General features: G+C 71.7%; 16 protein-coding genes. 11 read left to right on the forward strand and 5 right to left on the reverse strand.

Going from position 1 to position 15,438, the window contains the following annotated elements; genetic code table 11:
• Positions 1 to 38: 38 nt before the first annotated feature.
• Both ACFQ46_RS18150 and ACFQ46_RS18155 read right to left on the reverse strand, forming a co-directional pair.
• A complete protein-coding gene (locus ACFQ46_RS18150) occupies positions 39 to 1,019 on the reverse strand; it encodes an ester cyclase (protein WP_380260758.1) in 981 nt (326 codons plus the stop codon).
• A gap of 112 nt (positions 1,020 to 1,131) precedes the next feature.
• Positions 1,132 to 2,127, reverse strand: coding sequence for a LacI family DNA-binding transcriptional regulator (locus ACFQ46_RS18155; RefSeq protein ID WP_380260759.1), 996 nt, complete (start codon positions 2,125 to 2,127; stop codon positions 1,132 to 1,134).
• Between the two features lie 134 nt (positions 2,128 to 2,261).
• On the opposite strand from ACFQ46_RS18155, the gene hisD reads away from it, so the two are divergent.
• The 7 genes from hisD (at position 2,262) to ACFQ46_RS18190 (ending at position 9,008) form a co-directional block, all read left to right on the forward strand.
• Complete coding sequence (hisD, locus tag ACFQ46_RS18160; protein WP_380260760.1) at positions 2,262 to 3,587, forward strand: histidinol dehydrogenase; 1,326 nt, start codon at positions 2,262 to 2,264, stop codon at positions 3,585 to 3,587.
• The gene (locus ACFQ46_RS18165) at positions 3,584 to 4,351 is read left to right on the forward strand and encodes an SDR family NAD(P)-dependent oxidoreductase (RefSeq protein WP_380260761.1); all 768 of its coding nucleotides are present in this window, start codon (positions 3,584 to 3,586) and stop codon (positions 4,349 to 4,351) included. Before hisD ends, ACFQ46_RS18165 begins: the two co-directional genes overlap by 4 nt.
• On the forward strand, positions 4,351 to 5,115 hold the full coding sequence (locus ACFQ46_RS18170; RefSeq protein ID WP_380260762.1) for an HpcH/HpaI aldolase/citrate lyase family protein: 765 nt from the start codon (positions 4,351 to 4,353) through the stop codon (positions 5,113 to 5,115). Before ACFQ46_RS18165 ends, ACFQ46_RS18170 begins: the two co-directional genes overlap by 1 nt.
• Before the next feature lie 74 nt (positions 5,116 to 5,189).
• A complete protein-coding gene (locus ACFQ46_RS18175; RefSeq protein WP_380260763.1) occupies positions 5,190 to 6,494 on the forward strand; it encodes an ABC transporter substrate-binding protein in 1,305 nt (434 codons plus the stop codon).
• 51 nt (positions 6,495 to 6,545) lie between these two features.
• Positions 6,546 to 7,418 carry a carbohydrate ABC transporter permease gene (locus ACFQ46_RS18180; protein WP_380160904.1) on the forward strand — a complete coding sequence of 291 codons (873 nt, stop codon included), beginning with the start codon at positions 6,546 to 6,548 and terminating at the stop codon, positions 7,416 to 7,418.
• Positions 7,415 to 8,302 (forward strand): carbohydrate ABC transporter permease, encoded by an 888-nt coding sequence (locus ACFQ46_RS18185; RefSeq protein ID WP_380260764.1) that lies wholly within the window; start codon positions 7,415 to 7,417, stop codon positions 8,300 to 8,302. The genes ACFQ46_RS18180 and ACFQ46_RS18185 overlap by 4 nt, the downstream gene beginning before the upstream one ends.
• A 16-nt stretch (positions 8,303 to 8,318) precedes the next feature.
• Positions 8,319 to 9,008 carry an alpha/beta fold hydrolase gene (locus ACFQ46_RS18190; protein WP_380260765.1) on the forward strand — a complete coding sequence of 230 codons (690 nt, stop codon included), beginning with the start codon at positions 8,319 to 8,321 and terminating at the stop codon, positions 9,006 to 9,008.
• Positions 9,009 to 9,024: 16 nt separating this feature from the next.
• Here the strand turns inward: ACFQ46_RS18190 and ACFQ46_RS18195 are convergent, their stop codons facing one another.
• Both ACFQ46_RS18195 and ACFQ46_RS18200 read right to left on the reverse strand, forming a co-directional pair.
• A complete protein-coding gene (locus ACFQ46_RS18195) occupies positions 9,025 to 9,276 on the reverse strand; it encodes a WhiB family transcriptional regulator (protein WP_328292887.1) in 252 nt (83 codons plus the stop codon).
• A 531-nt stretch (positions 9,277 to 9,807) separates the two neighbouring features.
• Positions 9,808 to 11,004 (reverse strand): threonine aldolase family protein, encoded by a 1,197-nt coding sequence (locus ACFQ46_RS18200; protein ID WP_380260984.1) that lies wholly within the window; start codon positions 11,002 to 11,004, stop codon positions 9,808 to 9,810.
• Positions 11,005 to 11,096: 92 nt separating this feature from the next.
• Here ACFQ46_RS18200 and ACFQ46_RS18205 point away from each other — a divergent pair, with 92 nt between their 5' ends.
• Both ACFQ46_RS18205 and ACFQ46_RS18210 read left to right on the forward strand, forming a co-directional pair.
• On the forward strand, positions 11,097 to 11,348 hold the full coding sequence (locus ACFQ46_RS18205) for a type B 50S ribosomal protein L31 (protein ID WP_328292874.1): 252 nt from the start codon (positions 11,097 to 11,099) through the stop codon (positions 11,346 to 11,348).
• A gap of 329 nt (positions 11,349 to 11,677) precedes the next feature.
• The gene (locus ACFQ46_RS18210; RefSeq protein WP_380260766.1) at positions 11,678 to 13,249 is read left to right on the forward strand and encodes a methyl-accepting chemotaxis protein; all 1,572 of its coding nucleotides are present in this window, start codon (positions 11,678 to 11,680) and stop codon (positions 13,247 to 13,249) included.
• Positions 13,250 to 13,292: 43 nt separating this feature from the next.
• Here the strand turns inward: ACFQ46_RS18210 and ACFQ46_RS18215 are convergent, their stop codons facing one another.
• Positions 13,293 to 13,892 carry a TetR/AcrR family transcriptional regulator gene (locus ACFQ46_RS18215; RefSeq protein WP_380260767.1) on the reverse strand — a complete coding sequence of 200 codons (600 nt, stop codon included), beginning with the start codon at positions 13,890 to 13,892 and terminating at the stop codon, positions 13,293 to 13,295.
• A gap of 80 nt (positions 13,893 to 13,972) precedes the next feature.
• On the opposite strand from ACFQ46_RS18215, the gene ACFQ46_RS18220 reads away from it, so the two are divergent.
• Together ACFQ46_RS18220 and ACFQ46_RS18225 are read left to right on the forward strand one after the other, a co-directional pair.
• Positions 13,973 to 14,533: a hypothetical protein gene (locus ACFQ46_RS18220; protein ID WP_380260768.1), complete on the forward strand. Its 561-nt coding sequence runs from the start codon at positions 13,973 to 13,975 to the stop codon at positions 14,531 to 14,533.
• Between the two features lie 103 nt (positions 14,534 to 14,636).
• Entirely contained in the window at positions 14,637 to 15,434 is a 798-nt protein-coding gene (locus tag ACFQ46_RS18225) for an MBL fold metallo-hydrolase (protein WP_380260769.1), read from the forward strand.
• Positions 15,435 to 15,438: the final 4 nt, after the last annotated feature.

Consider the following 15,438-nt stretch of genomic DNA (forward strand, 5'->3'; position numbering starts at 1 on the left):
AGAGGGGGTCGAGGTCCTCGGTGGTTCTCGGGGGATCCTCAGTAGATGTTGACGGGTACGGTGTCGCCGTCGCCGCGGGCGGCCGCGATCTGGGTGCGCAGGGCGATGTCGTCGTACAGGCGCACCTCCCTGACGAGAGCGCCGCGGTGGAACGTGAACTGCGAGATCCCCAGCACGTCGACGGGTTTCCCCGTGCGCGGACCGTAGGTGGGGGCGCCGATGTAGTCGCCGACGAACTTCCACGTCACCGCGACCCGCAGCCCGGCGTAGCGGACGTCGTGGTTGGTCTGGACGTCGCGGACCTCGAACTGCCCCGCCGGGAAGCACTCCAGGAACCGCAGCAGGGCCCGGCGGTACCCCTCGGGACGGATGACGACCTGGTTCCCGACGGTCAGCAGGACGAGGTCGCGGGCGAAGAACGTCTCCACCTTCTGCAGGTCGCGGTCGTTCCAGACCGTCTGGATCATCTCCAGGACGCGTTCGACCTCGGGGCGGTGCTCGTCCGGACGGGGGCCGGAGTCGCCCGCGACGACGACGTCGACCGGTGCGGGCTGGGTCCAGGAACCCGTGTACCCGCGGAAGGTCTGAGCCCGGGCGAGCTCGTCGAGGTCCAGCCCCAGGTCCAGCGCGCCGGCGAGGGAGTCGCGCACGACCCACTCCTCGACCATGCGGCCGCGTCGGTAGAGGCAGTTGGCGATGGTGCGGCTGTGCGCGGAGGTGTGCAGGTGCCCCGACAGCACGAGGTGGGAGCTGAGGAACGCGTCCTGGCCCCGCGCCTCCCACACCACGTCCTCGGCCTGGCCGGTCCGGTCCGGGTCCGCCGAGATGCGCTGCAGCGTCCCCTCGATCACCTCCTGCCGTGTGGTGGAGGTCCCGTAGGCGCCGTGGACGATCGAGTCCGGTTCGTAGTTCTCGCGGATGAAGCTGATGGAGCGGTCGACCCAGATGAGGTCGGTCACCTCGCGGATGAAGTCGTCGGGATCCGCGTACGGCGCGTACGCGACCGGATCGAGAGCCACTGGGGAGCATCCCTTCGTCGGTGGTCGCGGTGGGCTGCTGCGCCCACCACGACGCTGAGCGTATGCGTATGCACAAACCGGTGCAAGGGGCTGCGCCCGGTGGCTCGGGGCGTCAGCCCGCGGTCCCGAGGGTTCCGCGCTCGACGAAGGTGGTGGTGAACGTGGTGTGGGACAGGGGGGCTCCTGGGTCCTCGATGCGGCGCACGGCGAGCCGGGCCGCCTCGCGGGCCATCTGCTCGAAGTCGTAGGCGATGGTCGAGAGCTGCACGATCGGCCAGGCGGCGGGCGGGAGGTCGTCGAAACCCACGATCGAGACGTCCCGGGGGACGTGCACGCCGGTGCGGCCGGCGGCGTTGAGGGCGCCGTAGGCGACCACGTCGTTGCCGCAGAAGATCAGCGTGGGGGGTTCGGGCAGTGCCAGCAGTTCGCTCACCGCGGCGTCGCCGACGGCGGTGTCGTAGGGGCCGCGGCGCACGTACCGCGTCTCCAGGGGCAGGCCGTGGTCGGCCAGGGCCGAGCGCAGCGCGAGTTCCCGGCTCTGTCCCGTGCTGGTGTTGGTCGGTCCGAGCACGGCGCCCACCCGGCGGTGGCCGAACTCGACCGCACGGCGGACGGCAGCCGTGAAGCCCGGCACGGGATCCACGACCGTGGCGTCGGCGTCGACCTGGGTGCTGGTGCGGTTGAGGTAGACGAACGGCAGCCCCCGGTCGCGCAACCGCAGGGGTGCGGTGGAGTCGATCGTGGTCGTGGCCAGGACGACCCCGTCCATCCCGTTCGCCAGCAGGCGGTCCACCACGCTCCCGTTGTCGTCGGACTCGGTGTGCAGCAGGAGCTGGTACCCGCGGCTCTCGAGTTCGTGGTGCACCGGCGCGATGATGTGGTGGTAGAACTCGTTGTTCAGGTCGGTGACGAGCAACCCGATGCGCCGGGTGCGCCCGGAGGACAGGGCCCGGCCGGCGTCGCTGAGCACGTACCCGAGCAGTTGGGCGGCCTCGCGGACGCGCTGCTTCGTGGCGCTCGAGAGCCGGGGGTCGTCCCGCAGGGCCCGGGAGACCGTGGGCTGGGAGACGCCGGCCACACGGGCGACGTCGCGGCTCGTGACTGCCATGGGTGAACCCTTCCGCGACCCGCTGCGACCGCTGGAGTCTAGCCGACGGGTGCCTCGGTCAGGTATACGTAGACGCAGTTCGAGCATACGTATACGCAAACCCCTGCACACCACCACGGAACGAGGGTCCGACGATGCCCCTGCAGCTCAAGAGCGCCCCCACGAAGTCCTTCGCGGACACGGCCCAGGCCGACGTCGCCGAGCGGGTGGGGACGATCGTCGCCGCTGTCCGTCGCGAGGGCGACGACGCGGTCCGCCGCTACGCCGAGCAGTTCGACGGCTGGACGCGACCCTCCCGGCTCGACGACGACCAGGTCGAGGAGATCGTGGCCGGTCTCGACCCCCAGGTGATCGAGGACATCCGGTTCGTCCAGGACCAGGTGCGCACCTTCGCCCAGGCCCAGCGCGACTCCCTCGTCGACCTCGAGGTCGAGACCCTGCCCGGAGTGCGGCTCGGGCAGAAGCACGTGCCCGTGCAGGCGGTCGGCGCCTACGTCCCCGGGGGGAAGTACCCGCTGACGGCGTCCGCGCACATGACGATCGTCACCGCCAAGGTGGCGGGCGTACCCCGCGTCGTGGCCTGCACCCCACCCATCCGGGGTGAGGTCCCGGCCGCCACCATCGCGGCCATGAAACTCGCCGGGGCCGACGAGATCCACGTCCTCGGTGGGGTGCAGGCCATCGCGGCCATGGCCCTGGGCACGGAGAGCATCGCCCCGGTGAACCTCCTGGCCGGTCCCGGCAACGCCTACGTCGCCGAGGCGAAGCGGCAGCTGTTCGGGGAGGTCGGCATCGACCTGTTCGCCGGACCCACCGAGATCCTCGTCGTCGCCGACGACTCCGCCGACCCCTTCCTCGTCGCGGTCGACCTGCTCTCGCAGGCCGAGCACGGTCCCGAGTCGCCCGCGGTGCTCATCACCACCTCGCGCGCGCTGGGCGAGCGGGTGCTCGAGCACGTCGAACGGCTGCTGCCCGGCCTGCCGACCGCCGACTACGCGGGACCGGCCTGGCGCGACTGGGGTCAGGTGCTGGTGGTGGACGACCTCGACGAGGCGTACGCGCTGGCGGACTCCTTCGCCTTCGAGCACGTGCAGGTCTTCACCCGCGCACCGCGCGAGGCGCTGGTGAAGATGCACGACTACGGCGCGCTGTTCCTCGGGGAGAACACCTGCGTCTCCTACGGCGACAAGGTGATCGGCACCAACCACGTGCTGCCCACGCTGGGCGCGGCCCGCTACACCGGAGGTCTGTGGGTCGGCAAGTACCTGCGCACGGTCACGTACCAGGAGATCAGCGACCCGGCGTCCTCGGCCCGGCTGGGGGAGGTCTGCGGCCGTGCCGCGCGGGTGGAGCTCTTCGAGGGACACGCCCGCTCCGGCGACGTCCGGGCCTGGAAGCACACCGGCCGCCGCTTCGACTGGATCGAGGACGCGCTCGCGGTCGGGACGGGGACGCCGTGACCGACCTCACCGACCTCACCGGCCGGACCGCGCTGGTCACCGGCGGCGGGAGCGGTCTCGGGGCCGCCATCGCGACCGCGCTGCACGGGGCCGGCGCGCGCGTCGTGCTGGTGGGACGCGACCGCGGCCGGTTGGACGAGGTCGCCGGGCGGCTGGGGGAGCGCACCCGCACCGCGTCCTGCGACGTCGCCGACGAGGCCGCGGTCGAGCGCCTGCGGACCGAGCTGGCGGAGGAGGAGATCTCGGTCCTGGTGAACAACGCCGGGGTCCCCGGGCCGGTGGCCCCCCTGACGGAGATCTCCGTCGACGACTGGGACGCGGTGTTCGACGTCAACGTGCGGGGCACGTTCCTGCTGTGCCGCGCCTTCCTGCCGGCGATGGTCGCGCGGGGGTCCGGGGACGTCGTCAACCTCGCGTCGGTCTCGGGCAAGCGCCCCCTCGCGAACCGCACCCCCTACTGCGCGTCCAAGATGGCCGTCCTCGGACTCACCTCGACGTTGGCCTTCGAGGTCGGCCCGGCGGGGGTGAGCGTGAACTCCCTCTCGCCCGGGCCCGTGCTCGGACCGCGGATGGAACGCAACCTCCGGCTCGAGGCGCAACGTCGGGGGGTTCCGGTCGAGGTCGCGGAGGAGGCGTTCGTCTCGCGCGCGGCCCTGGGGCGCATGGTCACCGAGGAGGAGGTCGGACGGGCCGTGCTGGCCATGCTCGCGATGCCCGGCATGTGCGGGGCCGACGTCGACCTCTCCGCCGGGATGGTGGCGTGATGGCGGCGTTGCGCGAGCGCGCCGACACGTCGTTGCGCGAGCGCGCACAGGCCGGCGAACGTCTGCTCGGGGTGCTGCTGCGGATGCCTGCGGAGGAACTCGTGGAGATGGTCTGCGTGGCCGGCTACGACTTCGTGCTGATCGACTGCGAGCACGGCCCGGCCGACGTGCTGGCGCTGCGCCAGCACATCGCCTGCGCCGCGCTGCACGGAGTTCCCGTCCTGGTGCGGGTCGGCAGCGACGACCCGGGGATGGTCCTGCGGGTCCTCGACCAGGGGGCCGAGGGCATCCTCGCCCCGCACGTCGACAGCGCCGACGAGGCGGCCGCGGTGGTCGCCGCCGCGCACTACCCACCGGTGGGTCGGCGGGGTTTCGCGACGTACGGGCGGGCCGGGCGGTTCGGCACCACGGACGCCCGGACGCACCTGGCCGACCTGTTGCGCCGCACCCTGGTCCTGGGCATGGTCGAGTCGCCCGCCGGGGTCGGCGCGGTCGAGGAGATCGTCGCGACCCCGGGGTTGGACGGCATCATGGTGGGACCCGCCGACCTCGCTGCGGCCACCGGTCCGGACGACCTGCCGGTCCCCGCCGCGATCGCCCGGATCAACGCGGCCGTCGCGGCCGGCGGGAAACTCCGGGTGGACATCGTCGGGAGTTCCCCACGGGCGTCGGCGGCGTTCGAGGACGGCGCGCAGATCGTGGTCTACAACCTCGCGCACGCCCTCATGGCGCACCTCGCGGAACTCCTCGTCCCGCACGCCTGACGCCGGGAACGGAGTTCACACAGCTGTTACCGGGAACTCTTCCCTTCAGAAATGCATACGTATACGGTCACATCATGCCCACAGAGAAGCGCGCCTTCGTCCTCATCGCCGCGGCCGTCGCGGGTGCTCTCGTCGTGACCGGTTGCGGTGCGGGGAGTCGTGTTGGGAACGACAACGCGACCTCGGTCACCTGCGATTACGAGGCCCCGGCGTCGGACACCACCGTCAACGTGCTCGCCTACAACTCCTCGGCCATCGACCCCTTCACCAACACGATGGTCTCGAGCTGCACCAAGGACCCCGTCACGGTCAAGCACGACCCCATCGACTTCGGCGGCCAGGTCACCAAGACCACCGCGACGCTGGCCGGCGACACCGGGACCTACGACATCCTCGAGACCTACGGGTTCGTCATCCCGTCGCTGGCCGAGGACGAGAAACTCGTCCCCCTCGACGACCTCTACGACGAACACGGCAAGGACTTCGGGCTCGACGCGATCAGCGAGTCCATGCGGCAGGGGATGTCCTACGACGGCAAGCTCTACGCCCTGCCGATGCAGGCGCAGATGTTCGTCCTCGCCTACCGCACCGACGTCTTCGAGGAACTCGGGCTGCCCGCGCCGACGACGTTCGCCGACATGGTCACGGCCGCCGAGGCCATCAAGGCCGCCGGCACCATGCAGTACCCGATCGCCCTCCCGTGGCTGGCCACGTCCGACGTGACCACGAGCTTCGAGGCCGCCATGAACTCCTTCGGTGCCGACTTCGTGGACGCCGACGGCACGGTCACGCTCGACACCCCGGAGGCGAAGCAGGCGCTCGAGGCGATGCTGAGCCTCAAGCCGTACCTCGACCCGCAGGTGACGACGTTCGACCAGCCCAAGGTCCAGCAGCAGATGTTCAACGGCACCGCCGCCATGGCCGTCATGTTCTCGGGCCGGATGAACGACCTCACGCTGCCCACCAACAGCGACCTCTCGAAGGACTTCGCCTTCGCCGGTGCGCCCAAGGTGACCGCGGACGCGCCGTACAGCTACAGCCGCCTCTCCATCGACGGCTGGTCGATCCCGACGAACACGAAGCTCGACCACGACATGCTCTTCACGATGATGGCCTCGGCTGTCGGTGAGGACGCCTCGAAGGCGTCGATCCCCGCCGCCTACCCGGCCCGCGAAGGGCTCGTCACGCCGTCGAACTCTCCCTACGGCGAGGCGGCCAACGCCTCCATCGCCTCCACCATGCCGCCGGTCGTCTCCCCGGTCCTGGCCGACCTGAGCACGGCGATCCGGCCGATCCTCGTGCAGGTCCTCACCGGTGAGGTCAGCGTCGAGGCGGGGACGGCCCAGATGCAGGCGGCCGGCGAAGGTCTGGTCGGTTGAGGTCGGGGTGCGAGGTCTCGACCCAGTCCACCGTCGTCCGGGAGGTCGTCCGTGAAACCCCGTGAGTTCTGGTTGCTGTTCTCACCCAGCCTGGTCGTCATGGTCGGTCTGCTGGTGCTGCCCCTCGTGCGCACGGTGCAGTGGAGCCTGGAGAGCGTCCGGTACGGGACGCCCGGCACGTTCGTCGGGCTGGCGAACTTCGCCACGGCCCTGACCGATGCGCGGTTCGGCCGGGCCGTCCTGTTCACCGTCGTCATCACCGTGGTGACCACGGCCGTCCTGCTGGTGCTCGGCTACCTCGTCGCGGTCGGGGTGAACCGGCTGACGACCTCGCGGCCCCTCGTGCTCGGCATCATGCTGGTGTCCTACGTCCTGCCGAACCTCGTCGGGGCCGTCGCCTACTCGTGGTTGTTCGACGACAACTTCGGCGGGCTGGTCAACCGCTTCGTCGACGCCCTCGGCGGGTCCCCGGTCCTGTGGTTCACCGACCAGGTCCCCAACGCCTTCCTCGTCACCTCCAACACCGTGTGGCACATGCTGCCGTTCGCGATGCTGATCGTGCTGGCGGCGCTGCAGTCCGTCCCCGCCGAACTGCGCGAGGCGGCGACCATCGACGGCGCCTCCGCGGTCCAGACGCACGTGCGGGTCATCATCCCCACCATCCGCGGGGTGCTGGGTTTCGTGACGCTGATCTCGATCATGGACGTGCTGCGCACCTTCGACAGCCTCATCCCGCTGTCCCCGCAGGCCGCGGCCATCGGCAACGAGTCGATCATGATGTACGTCTACTCGGTGGCCTTCGCCGACGGAGCGCAGAACCTGGGCCTGGGCAGCGCGATCAACGTCCTGACGATCGGGTTGATCCTCCTCATGCTCGTCCCCTTCATCCGCGGGATCTTCAAGGAAGCGAAGGTGGCCCGATGACCGTGCACACCGAACCACCGACCCGGTTGGACCACCCGGCGGGGACGACGGTCCTGCGGCAGGTCCGGCCGCGCAGGCCGGTGGTGACCGGGGTCCTGCTCGGCGCCGTGTGCGTCGTGACGCTGCTGCCGTTCCTGTGGATGGCCCTCTCGGTCACGAAACCCACGAACGTGGCCTTCGCCAACCCGCCGGTGTTCTCCGGGTACACCCCGACGCTGCGGGCCTTCGCGGACCTGTGGCAGACGACGTACTTCGCCGACTACCTGACGAACACCCTCGCGGTGGCCGTCATCTCGACCGTCATCGCCCTCGTCATCGGCATCCCGGCCGCGTACGCGCTGTCGCGGTTCCCGACCTACGTCTCGGCGTTCCTCCTGGTGCTCGCCCTGGTGTTCCGCGCCCTGCCGCGGTTCTCGGTCGTGCTGCCGATGTACGACATCAGCCGGGCCCTGGGGATCTACGACACGACGTTCGCCCTGGCCGTGGCCCTCGTCGCCATCAACCAGCCCTTCACCATCTGGCTGCTGCGCAACTTCTTCGCGGAGATCCCCCGGGAACTCGACGAGGCGGCCATGATCGACGGTTGCACCCGCATCGGCATGCTCCGCCGCGTGATGATCCCGTTGATGCGGCCCGGGATCCTGACCGCGGGGATCTTCGTCTTCCTCTTCGCCTTCCAGGAGTACCTGACGGCGCTGGTGCTGACGGACAGTTCGTCCAAGACCGTCCCGGTGTTCATCGCCACCCAGCTGGGCCAGACCCTGCCCATGCTGCAACAGGCCGGAGCGGCGTCGCTGCTGCTGACCCTGCCCGTCGTCGTCATCGCCTTCGTCGCCCAGAAGTACCTGGTGGCGGGGTTGAGCGACGGGGCGGTCAAGGGCTGAACGGGGGGCCGGCAGGGTGACGCGCTGGGTGCTGCTGGCGGGGATGAACTGCTCCGAGGACCTGTGGAGCGGGTGCGGGGTGGACGACGCCCTCACCCCGCCGCTGGACCGGGAGAGCGTGGACGAGCAGGTCGGGCACCTGCTGCGCACGCTCCCGCCGCGCTTCCTCCTGGGGGGTTCGTCCCTGGGGGCCGTCGTCGCGATGGCCCTGGCCCTGCGGGCCCCCGAACGCGTCGCGGGACTGCTGCTGACGGCGACGAACGCTCGGGCGCCCACGGACGCGCAACGCCGGGGGTGGGGGGAGTGGCGACGGCGGCTGGACGCGGGCGTCCCGCCGCGCGTCCTGCAGCAGGAGATCCTGCCCCTGCTGCTCGCCCCGTCCACGGCGGTCGCCCGGCCGGACCTGGTCGAACGGACCCTGGCGATGGCGGACGCCGTCGGAGCGGTGGTGCTGCGTCGTCAACTGGCGCTGCAGGACAGCCGACAGGACCTGCTCGGCCGCCTGCCGGCGCTCACCGTGCCGGTCCGGGTGGTCTCCGGGATCCACGACGCCCTCTGCCCGCCCGAGTTCCACACGGCGATCGCGGCGGCCGTCCCGGGGGCGGAGCTCACCACGACGGCGACGGGTCACCTGGGACCGCTGGAGGACCCCCGGGCGTTCGCGGCGCTGCTGCACCAGGCGGGACCGGGCTCCACCCGCCGGTGACCTGCCCCGCTCCGCGTCACGCGCTCTGCCGGGCCAGGTGACTCCGCTGGGCGGGCATGAGGCCGGCCCGCATCCCGAAGCGGGTGGTGGCCGTCTCGACGGCCAGCGCCTCCCGCAGGCAGTCGCGCCGCACGGGACAGGTCTGGCAGACCTCGGCGGCGAGACCGTGGTGGCGGGCACTGGTGCGGGTCGTGGAGTCGAAGGTCTGGTCGAAGACCTCGACGTAGTCGCGGCAGCTCGCGCGCTGCTCCCAGTCGGTGCCGGGCATGGTCGTGCCTCTCGTCGCCGTGGTGCTCCCCGCCTGGTGGGGGCGGCAGAACAGGTATCGGCAACGGTTGCCTCACGGCACAGGCGCCGTACGGGTGACCACCCGCGGAGGAAGGACAGGAAGAGCGGGTCCCAGGGCTTGAACCTGGCCCTCTCCGGTGGAACCGGAGCGCGTCACCACGGACACCTGACCCGCACGAAGCACCGCCCTCACGGGCGTCGCTCGTGCCACGACCATACCCCGGGTACCGCCCGTGTCCCCGACTCCCGCAACCCGTCCGGCCCAGTCGTGCCGAGGGGCCAGCGCCGCGGACCGTTCCAGCCTGGAACAGGTGCACGTCTCCGTGGAGTCGTTGCGGGACACGTCGGGACGGCTGCGCCGGCGGAGGACACCTTCCGCCTCGGAGCGCTTCCCGATTTCCTGGTTCGGGGAGCCCCGCCACGGGACGAGTGCCGGTGGCTCCAGTCCGCGGTGGTGGAGACGGCCACCGCGCGGGTCGCCGGGGAGCGGTGCGGCCCCGGCGACCCCCGTTCAGGCACCGGTGTCGAAGAACCCGAGGAACTCGTGGAGAGCGCTGCGCACGTCGTCGGCGCTCCAGGCGAGCCCGGCCTCCCCGACGGTGACCTCGGTGAAGGAGAACCCCGGAGGCAGCCCGGGTTCGCGCCAGGGGTTGGCGAACAGCGCGGTGCCGGTCCGTTCGGCCTGCCGGGTGGCGGCCTCGTCCAGCCGGTCGGCCGGCCCGGGGAACCAGAACTGGAACTGGTGGGTGTGCGGGACGGCGGGGTGGACCGCGGCCCCGGGGGAACCGGTGGACCCCCGGTCGGGTCGCTCGGCGAGTTCTCGGGTGAGGGCGTCGGCGACGACACGGGCGTGGGCGACGTGGTCGGGCAACCGGGGGAGTTCGCGGTGCAGGCCGTGCAGTGCGGTGAGGACGGCCGGGAACTGCTGGAAGACGTTGCCGCCGTAGCGGTGACGTTCGAGGCGGGTTTCCTCGACGAAGTCGGCGGGTCCCGCCAGGGCGGCCCCGGAGAGGCCGCGCAGGGACTTGTAGAAGGAGACGTAGACGCTGTCCGCCAGGGCCGCGACCTCGGGGAGGGGACGGCCGAAGTGGGTGGTGGTCTCCCAGAGGCGAGCGCCGTCGAAGTGGACGGACGCGCCGCGCGTCCGGGCCGCCGCGGTGACGTCCACCAGTTCCTCGAAGGAGGGCAGGACGAACCCGGCGTCACGCAGGGGCAGTTCGAGGACCAGGGTGGCGAACGGTTCGGCGACGGCGTGGACGTCCTCGGCGCTGGTGGGTCGCGGTGCGGTGGTGAGGGGGACGGTGTGCAGGCCGGCGAGGCGGGTGAGGGCCTCGGACTCGTGCAGGCGGGGGTGGGACAGGGCGTGCAGGGCGACACCGTCCGACCCTCCGCGGCGGGCCCAGCACCGCAGTGCCGCCTGCTGGGCCATCGTTCCGGTGGGGAAGAACGCGGCGTCCTCCTTCCCCAGGAGGTCCGCCACGCGTCGCTCCAGGACGGTGACGACGCCGTCGCCGTAGAGGTCGGTGGGGGAGTCGAGGTCGAGACCCGCGACGGTGGCGAGGTCGGTCGCCGCCTCGGTCAGGTCGTGCAGGCGCTGCCCCAGGCGGGCGGTGGTGACGGGGCGGTCCAGCACGCGGGTGGCGTGCTGCACGGCGCGGACCGCACGTTCGCTGCGTCCGGATCTCCTGCTGCTGTTCACCCGCGCCAGCGTAGGTGAGCACGGGCCCGGGGACGGGAACAACCCTCCACTGAGAAGAGTTCTCATGAGGGAACGTCAGAACAGCCCACCCGGAGGTCACCGTGAAGCTCCACACCCACCCCGCCTACGACGACGTCGTGTTCCGCGACAAGTCCGCCGGCACCGCGTTCCTGTCGCGTTCCACGCTGACCGCGCGCGCCGGTCTGCCCACCGTGGAGTGGGAGGGCGCCACCTACCCCGTCGTCGACGTCGACGTCTCCTCCGCCAGCCACCCGTTCTGGACCGGCAACGCCCGCGTCCTGGACACCGAGGGACGCGTGGAGAAGTTCCGTCGCCGCTACGGCCGCAGCTGAGGGTCCTGCGCGCGGTTCACGCCCCGGACCAGCTGTGACGCAGCGACACCACCGTGGACCCCGGCCGGGGCAGCGTCCCTGACCGGGCCCACGGGGGGAAGTCGCAGCGCGACGCCCCTCCAGATCCTCGCCCACCTGCCGATGTGATGGGTGCGCGGTCCCGGAAGAGTCCGGACGTGCGCCGTCGACGACGTCACCGCGCTGTCGACGAGATCACCCACCAGGTCGAGCAACCGGCCCCGGGTACCAGCACGGCTCCCCGGTCGAGCTCCGTCAGGACTCGCTGCGCCGCGCCCCCGGACCTCGTGACCGGAAGGACGTGCCCACACGTGTTCGGACGTCAGAACTCCTCCTCCGCGCACCGCTCCACCTCTCCCGCGCACCCGATGCCGCGTGACGTGGAAGCCCTCGAAGCGGTGCTCGCCGCCCTGTCCGGCGGCGTCGAGAACGAGGTCGACGCGCACCGTGCGGTCGTCGTGGCCCTCTCGGAGGCGCTGGGGCTGACCTACGGGGCGGTGTGGCTGCCCGCCCCCGGAGGTTCGACCGGGGCCGGTCACCCCTTCCGCCTGGTCGCGGAGACCGGAGCGTTGAGCGAGGCGCTCGGCCGCAGTGGCACCGACACCATCACCTTGAACCCCGACCAGCTGCAGTGGGCCGCCACCCACACCATGGCCGTGCTGGACGAGTCCTCCACCGCCGAGGTGCCCACCTACCAGCGCTGGACCGTCGCCGCGCGTGCGGGTGCGGGTCAGGGCGCGATCCTCCCCGTCGTCGTGGGCGGTCGCGTCGTGGCGCTGCACGAGTACTACGGCAGCGCCCCGCTGCCCTTCTTCGGGGTCCGCACGGAGAAGTGGAAGGCCATCGGTCGCGTCGTGGCCTACGGCGTGCAGCACGCGCTGTCCTCCGCGGCGCTCGCGGAGACCCTGCACGACCGCCAGGCCGTGACGACCGTCATCGCCCGGGTCGGAGAGGCGCCGGACGCCGCGAGCGCCCTGCGCACCGCGTTGGAGACGGTCCGCAGCGCCTTCGGGTGGGCCTACGGCTCGTTCTGGGCCCTGGACGAGACGGACCGGACGCTGAAGTTCCAGCTGGAGTCCGGTTCGGCCGGGCAGGAGTTCCGGGACGTCACCCTGCGCGCCTCCTTCGCCGAGGGGGTGGGCCTGTCGGGCCGGGCGTGGAAGGCGCGTGACCTGGTCTTCGTCGCGGACCTGGCGGAGATGACCGACTGCGTGCGCGCGCCGGCGGCTCAGCGGGCCGGGGTGCGCGCCGGGGTCTGCTTCCCCCTGCTCAGCGGGGGTCAGGTCGTGGGGACGATGGACTTCTTCACCACCGAGAGCATCGAGCTGTCCGCCTCGCGGGCCGAGGCGTTGCGCAACGTCGCGCAGTTGCTGTCCCAGCGTCTGGAGATGCTGCACCGCGCGGAGCAGGACGCCTCCTCGGCGCGGTCGCTCATGGACACGGTGTCGCGGCTGCGTCAGGCCACCTACAACTCCGACCGGGTGGCGGGGGCCGCGCGCGACCAGGCCAGCGCCATGGTGCAGGAGGTGGAAGCGCTGGAGCAGGTCACCACGTCCGTCGGCGACGTCATCAAGATCATCTCCTCGATCGCGGGACAGACGAACCTGCTGGCGCTGAACGCCACCATCGAGGCCGCTCGTGCGGGTGAGGCGGGAAAGGGCTTCGCGGTGGTGGCGGGAGAGGTGAAGGAGTTGGCGCGGGCGACGGCGGAGGCCACCCAACGGGTCGGTGAGCAGATCGCGGACATCCAGGCCAGCAGTCGCAGCGTCGCGGCGGGGATCGGCGAGACGGGTCGGGTGATCGGTGAGCTGGACGTCGTCCAGGCGGACATCGCGGCGGTCCTGTCCGAGCAGGAGCAGTTGGCCGGCGACTACGGGCACTGACGGTCGCCGCCGGCGCCTTCCGGGCCGGGCCCGCCCCGGAGCGTCACGCCCCCGTGTTCCCCGAACCGCCGTCGGCGGGGTGGAGGTCGGCGAGTTGTCGCCGCAGGACCTCCACCGCCCAGTCGGTCGGCTCGTCCTCGCCCTGACGGATCAGGTGCAGGGCGAGACCGTCGAGGAGGGCGTGCAACATCGCGGTGGTGCGTTCCGTCCGCGGGGGCGCGGTGAGGACTCGCGCGACGAGACGGCAGGCGTGGGTGACGTCCCGGTGCGCGGCGTCGGCCACGGTCCTCAGCGACGGGTCGGCCAGGGCTGCGGTTCCGAGGGAGAACTGCACCTCCGCTTCCAGGCGGCGTTCGTCGTCGAGGGGTAGCAGTTCCTCGAGCACCGCGGCGGCGGACGCCGTGTCGGTGATCTCGGCCAGCGCGGTGATGCGGGCCGCTGCGCGCCGACGGATGAGGTCGAGGCAGTAGGCCAGGAGTGCGGCCTGGGTGGGGAAGGCCCGTCGCAGCGAGGCGGGGGCGATGCCGGCCTCGGCGGCCACGGAGCGCACCGACACCCCGCGGACGCCGTCACGCGCGGCGACCCGCCAGGCGGCTTCGGCGACCTCGATCTCGCGGGCCGTGTGGTCGATGAGCTTGGGCACGGGAGAACCCTACGTTGCTGGTACGACCGTGCTAACTTGTTTGCTAGTACGACCGTACTAGCAAAGGAGGGGTTCTTGTGGTGCTGCTCATCGCGGCCTGCGAAGTGGGTTTCTGGCTGCTGGTCGTGGCGGGCCTGCTGGCTCGCTACCCGCTGCGGGCACCGGCGCTCGGTGCCGTGCTGTTGTCGGCCGTGCCGCTGGTCGACCTCGTCCTGCTCGTCGCGACCGCCGCGCACCTGCGAGCCGGCGCGCAGGCGAGCTGGGCCCACGGACTCGCCGCGGTCTACCTGGGGTTCACCCTCGCCTACGGCCGCCGGCTGGTGGCCTGGGCCGACCTCCGCTTCGCCCACCGCTTCGCGGGCGGTCCCGCGCCGGTGGCGCTGTACCGCTGGGACTACGCACGCCGTTGCTGGGCCGACGTGCTGCGCACCACGGCCGCAGCGCTCGTGGCGACCGCACTCCTCCTGGGGGTTCGCGCCTGGATCGACGACCCGTCCCGGACCGCTGCGCTGGAGCAGTTCCACCCGCTGCTCGGGGTGGTGGTGGCGGTCGAGGTCCTGTGGGCGGTCGGGTACACGGTGTGGCCGCGATCAGCGCCGGGCAGTGGTCCGGTGACCGCCGGCGGCCGGGGGAGGCAGTGAACCCGGCCTGGCGACGTCACCGCTCACGACGGGTTCGCGCTCCGCTGGTGGGTCACCTGCAGTGGTCACGAGTGTCCGGCCCGCAGCTGGGTAGCTGCACGGTGTGGACCGAACTCTGTCGCTGACGTTCGTCGGCACCGCCACCGTGCTCCTCCGGTGGGGCGCCGTGACCGTGCTGACCGACCCGAACTTCCTGCACCGGGGCCAGTTCGCCTACCTCGGCAAGGGACTCCTGTCGCGCCGGCTCACCGAACCCGCGCTGTCGGTGGCGGAACTGCCACCGCTCAGCGGGGTGGTCCTGTCGCACCTGCACGGGGACCACTTCGACCGGGTGGCCCGCCGTGGGCTCGACCGGGGGACACCCGTCGTCACGACTCCGCACGCGCGTCGACGACTCACGGGCCGCTACGGCTTCGGTGACGTCCGTGGCCTGTTCACGTGGGAGTCGAGCACGCTCACCACCGGTTCGGACCAGGTGGTCGTCACCGCGACCCCGGCCCGGCACGCCCTCGGTGCGGTGGAGTCCCTCCTGCCCCCCGTCATGGGCAGCGTGCTGGAGTTCTCCCGGGTGGGGGGAGCGGTGGAGCGCAGGGTCTGGTTGTCGGGCGACACGTTGAACGTCCCGGAGCTGCGGCAGATCCCCACGCGCTACCCCGACGTCGACCTCGCCGTCCTGCACCTCGGCGGCACCACGCTGCCGGGAGGCGTGGTGGTCACCCTGGACGGCGCGGCCGGAGCCGACGTCCTCGAGCTGGTGCGTCCGGCGCAGGCCGTGCCCGTGCACCACGACGACTACGGGGTCTTCCGTTCGCCGTTGTCCGACTTCCGGGCCGAGGTCGAACGCCGGGGGCTCGGGTCGGTGGTGCGCTACGTCGCCCGGGGCGAGACGGCGGAGTTCTGACGGG

It is taken from the genome of Kineococcus sp. GCM10028916 (genome assembly GCF_042674865.1).
In the GTDB taxonomy this organism is placed as follows: Bacteria; Actinomycetota; Actinomycetes; order Actinomycetales; family Kineococcaceae; genus Kineococcus.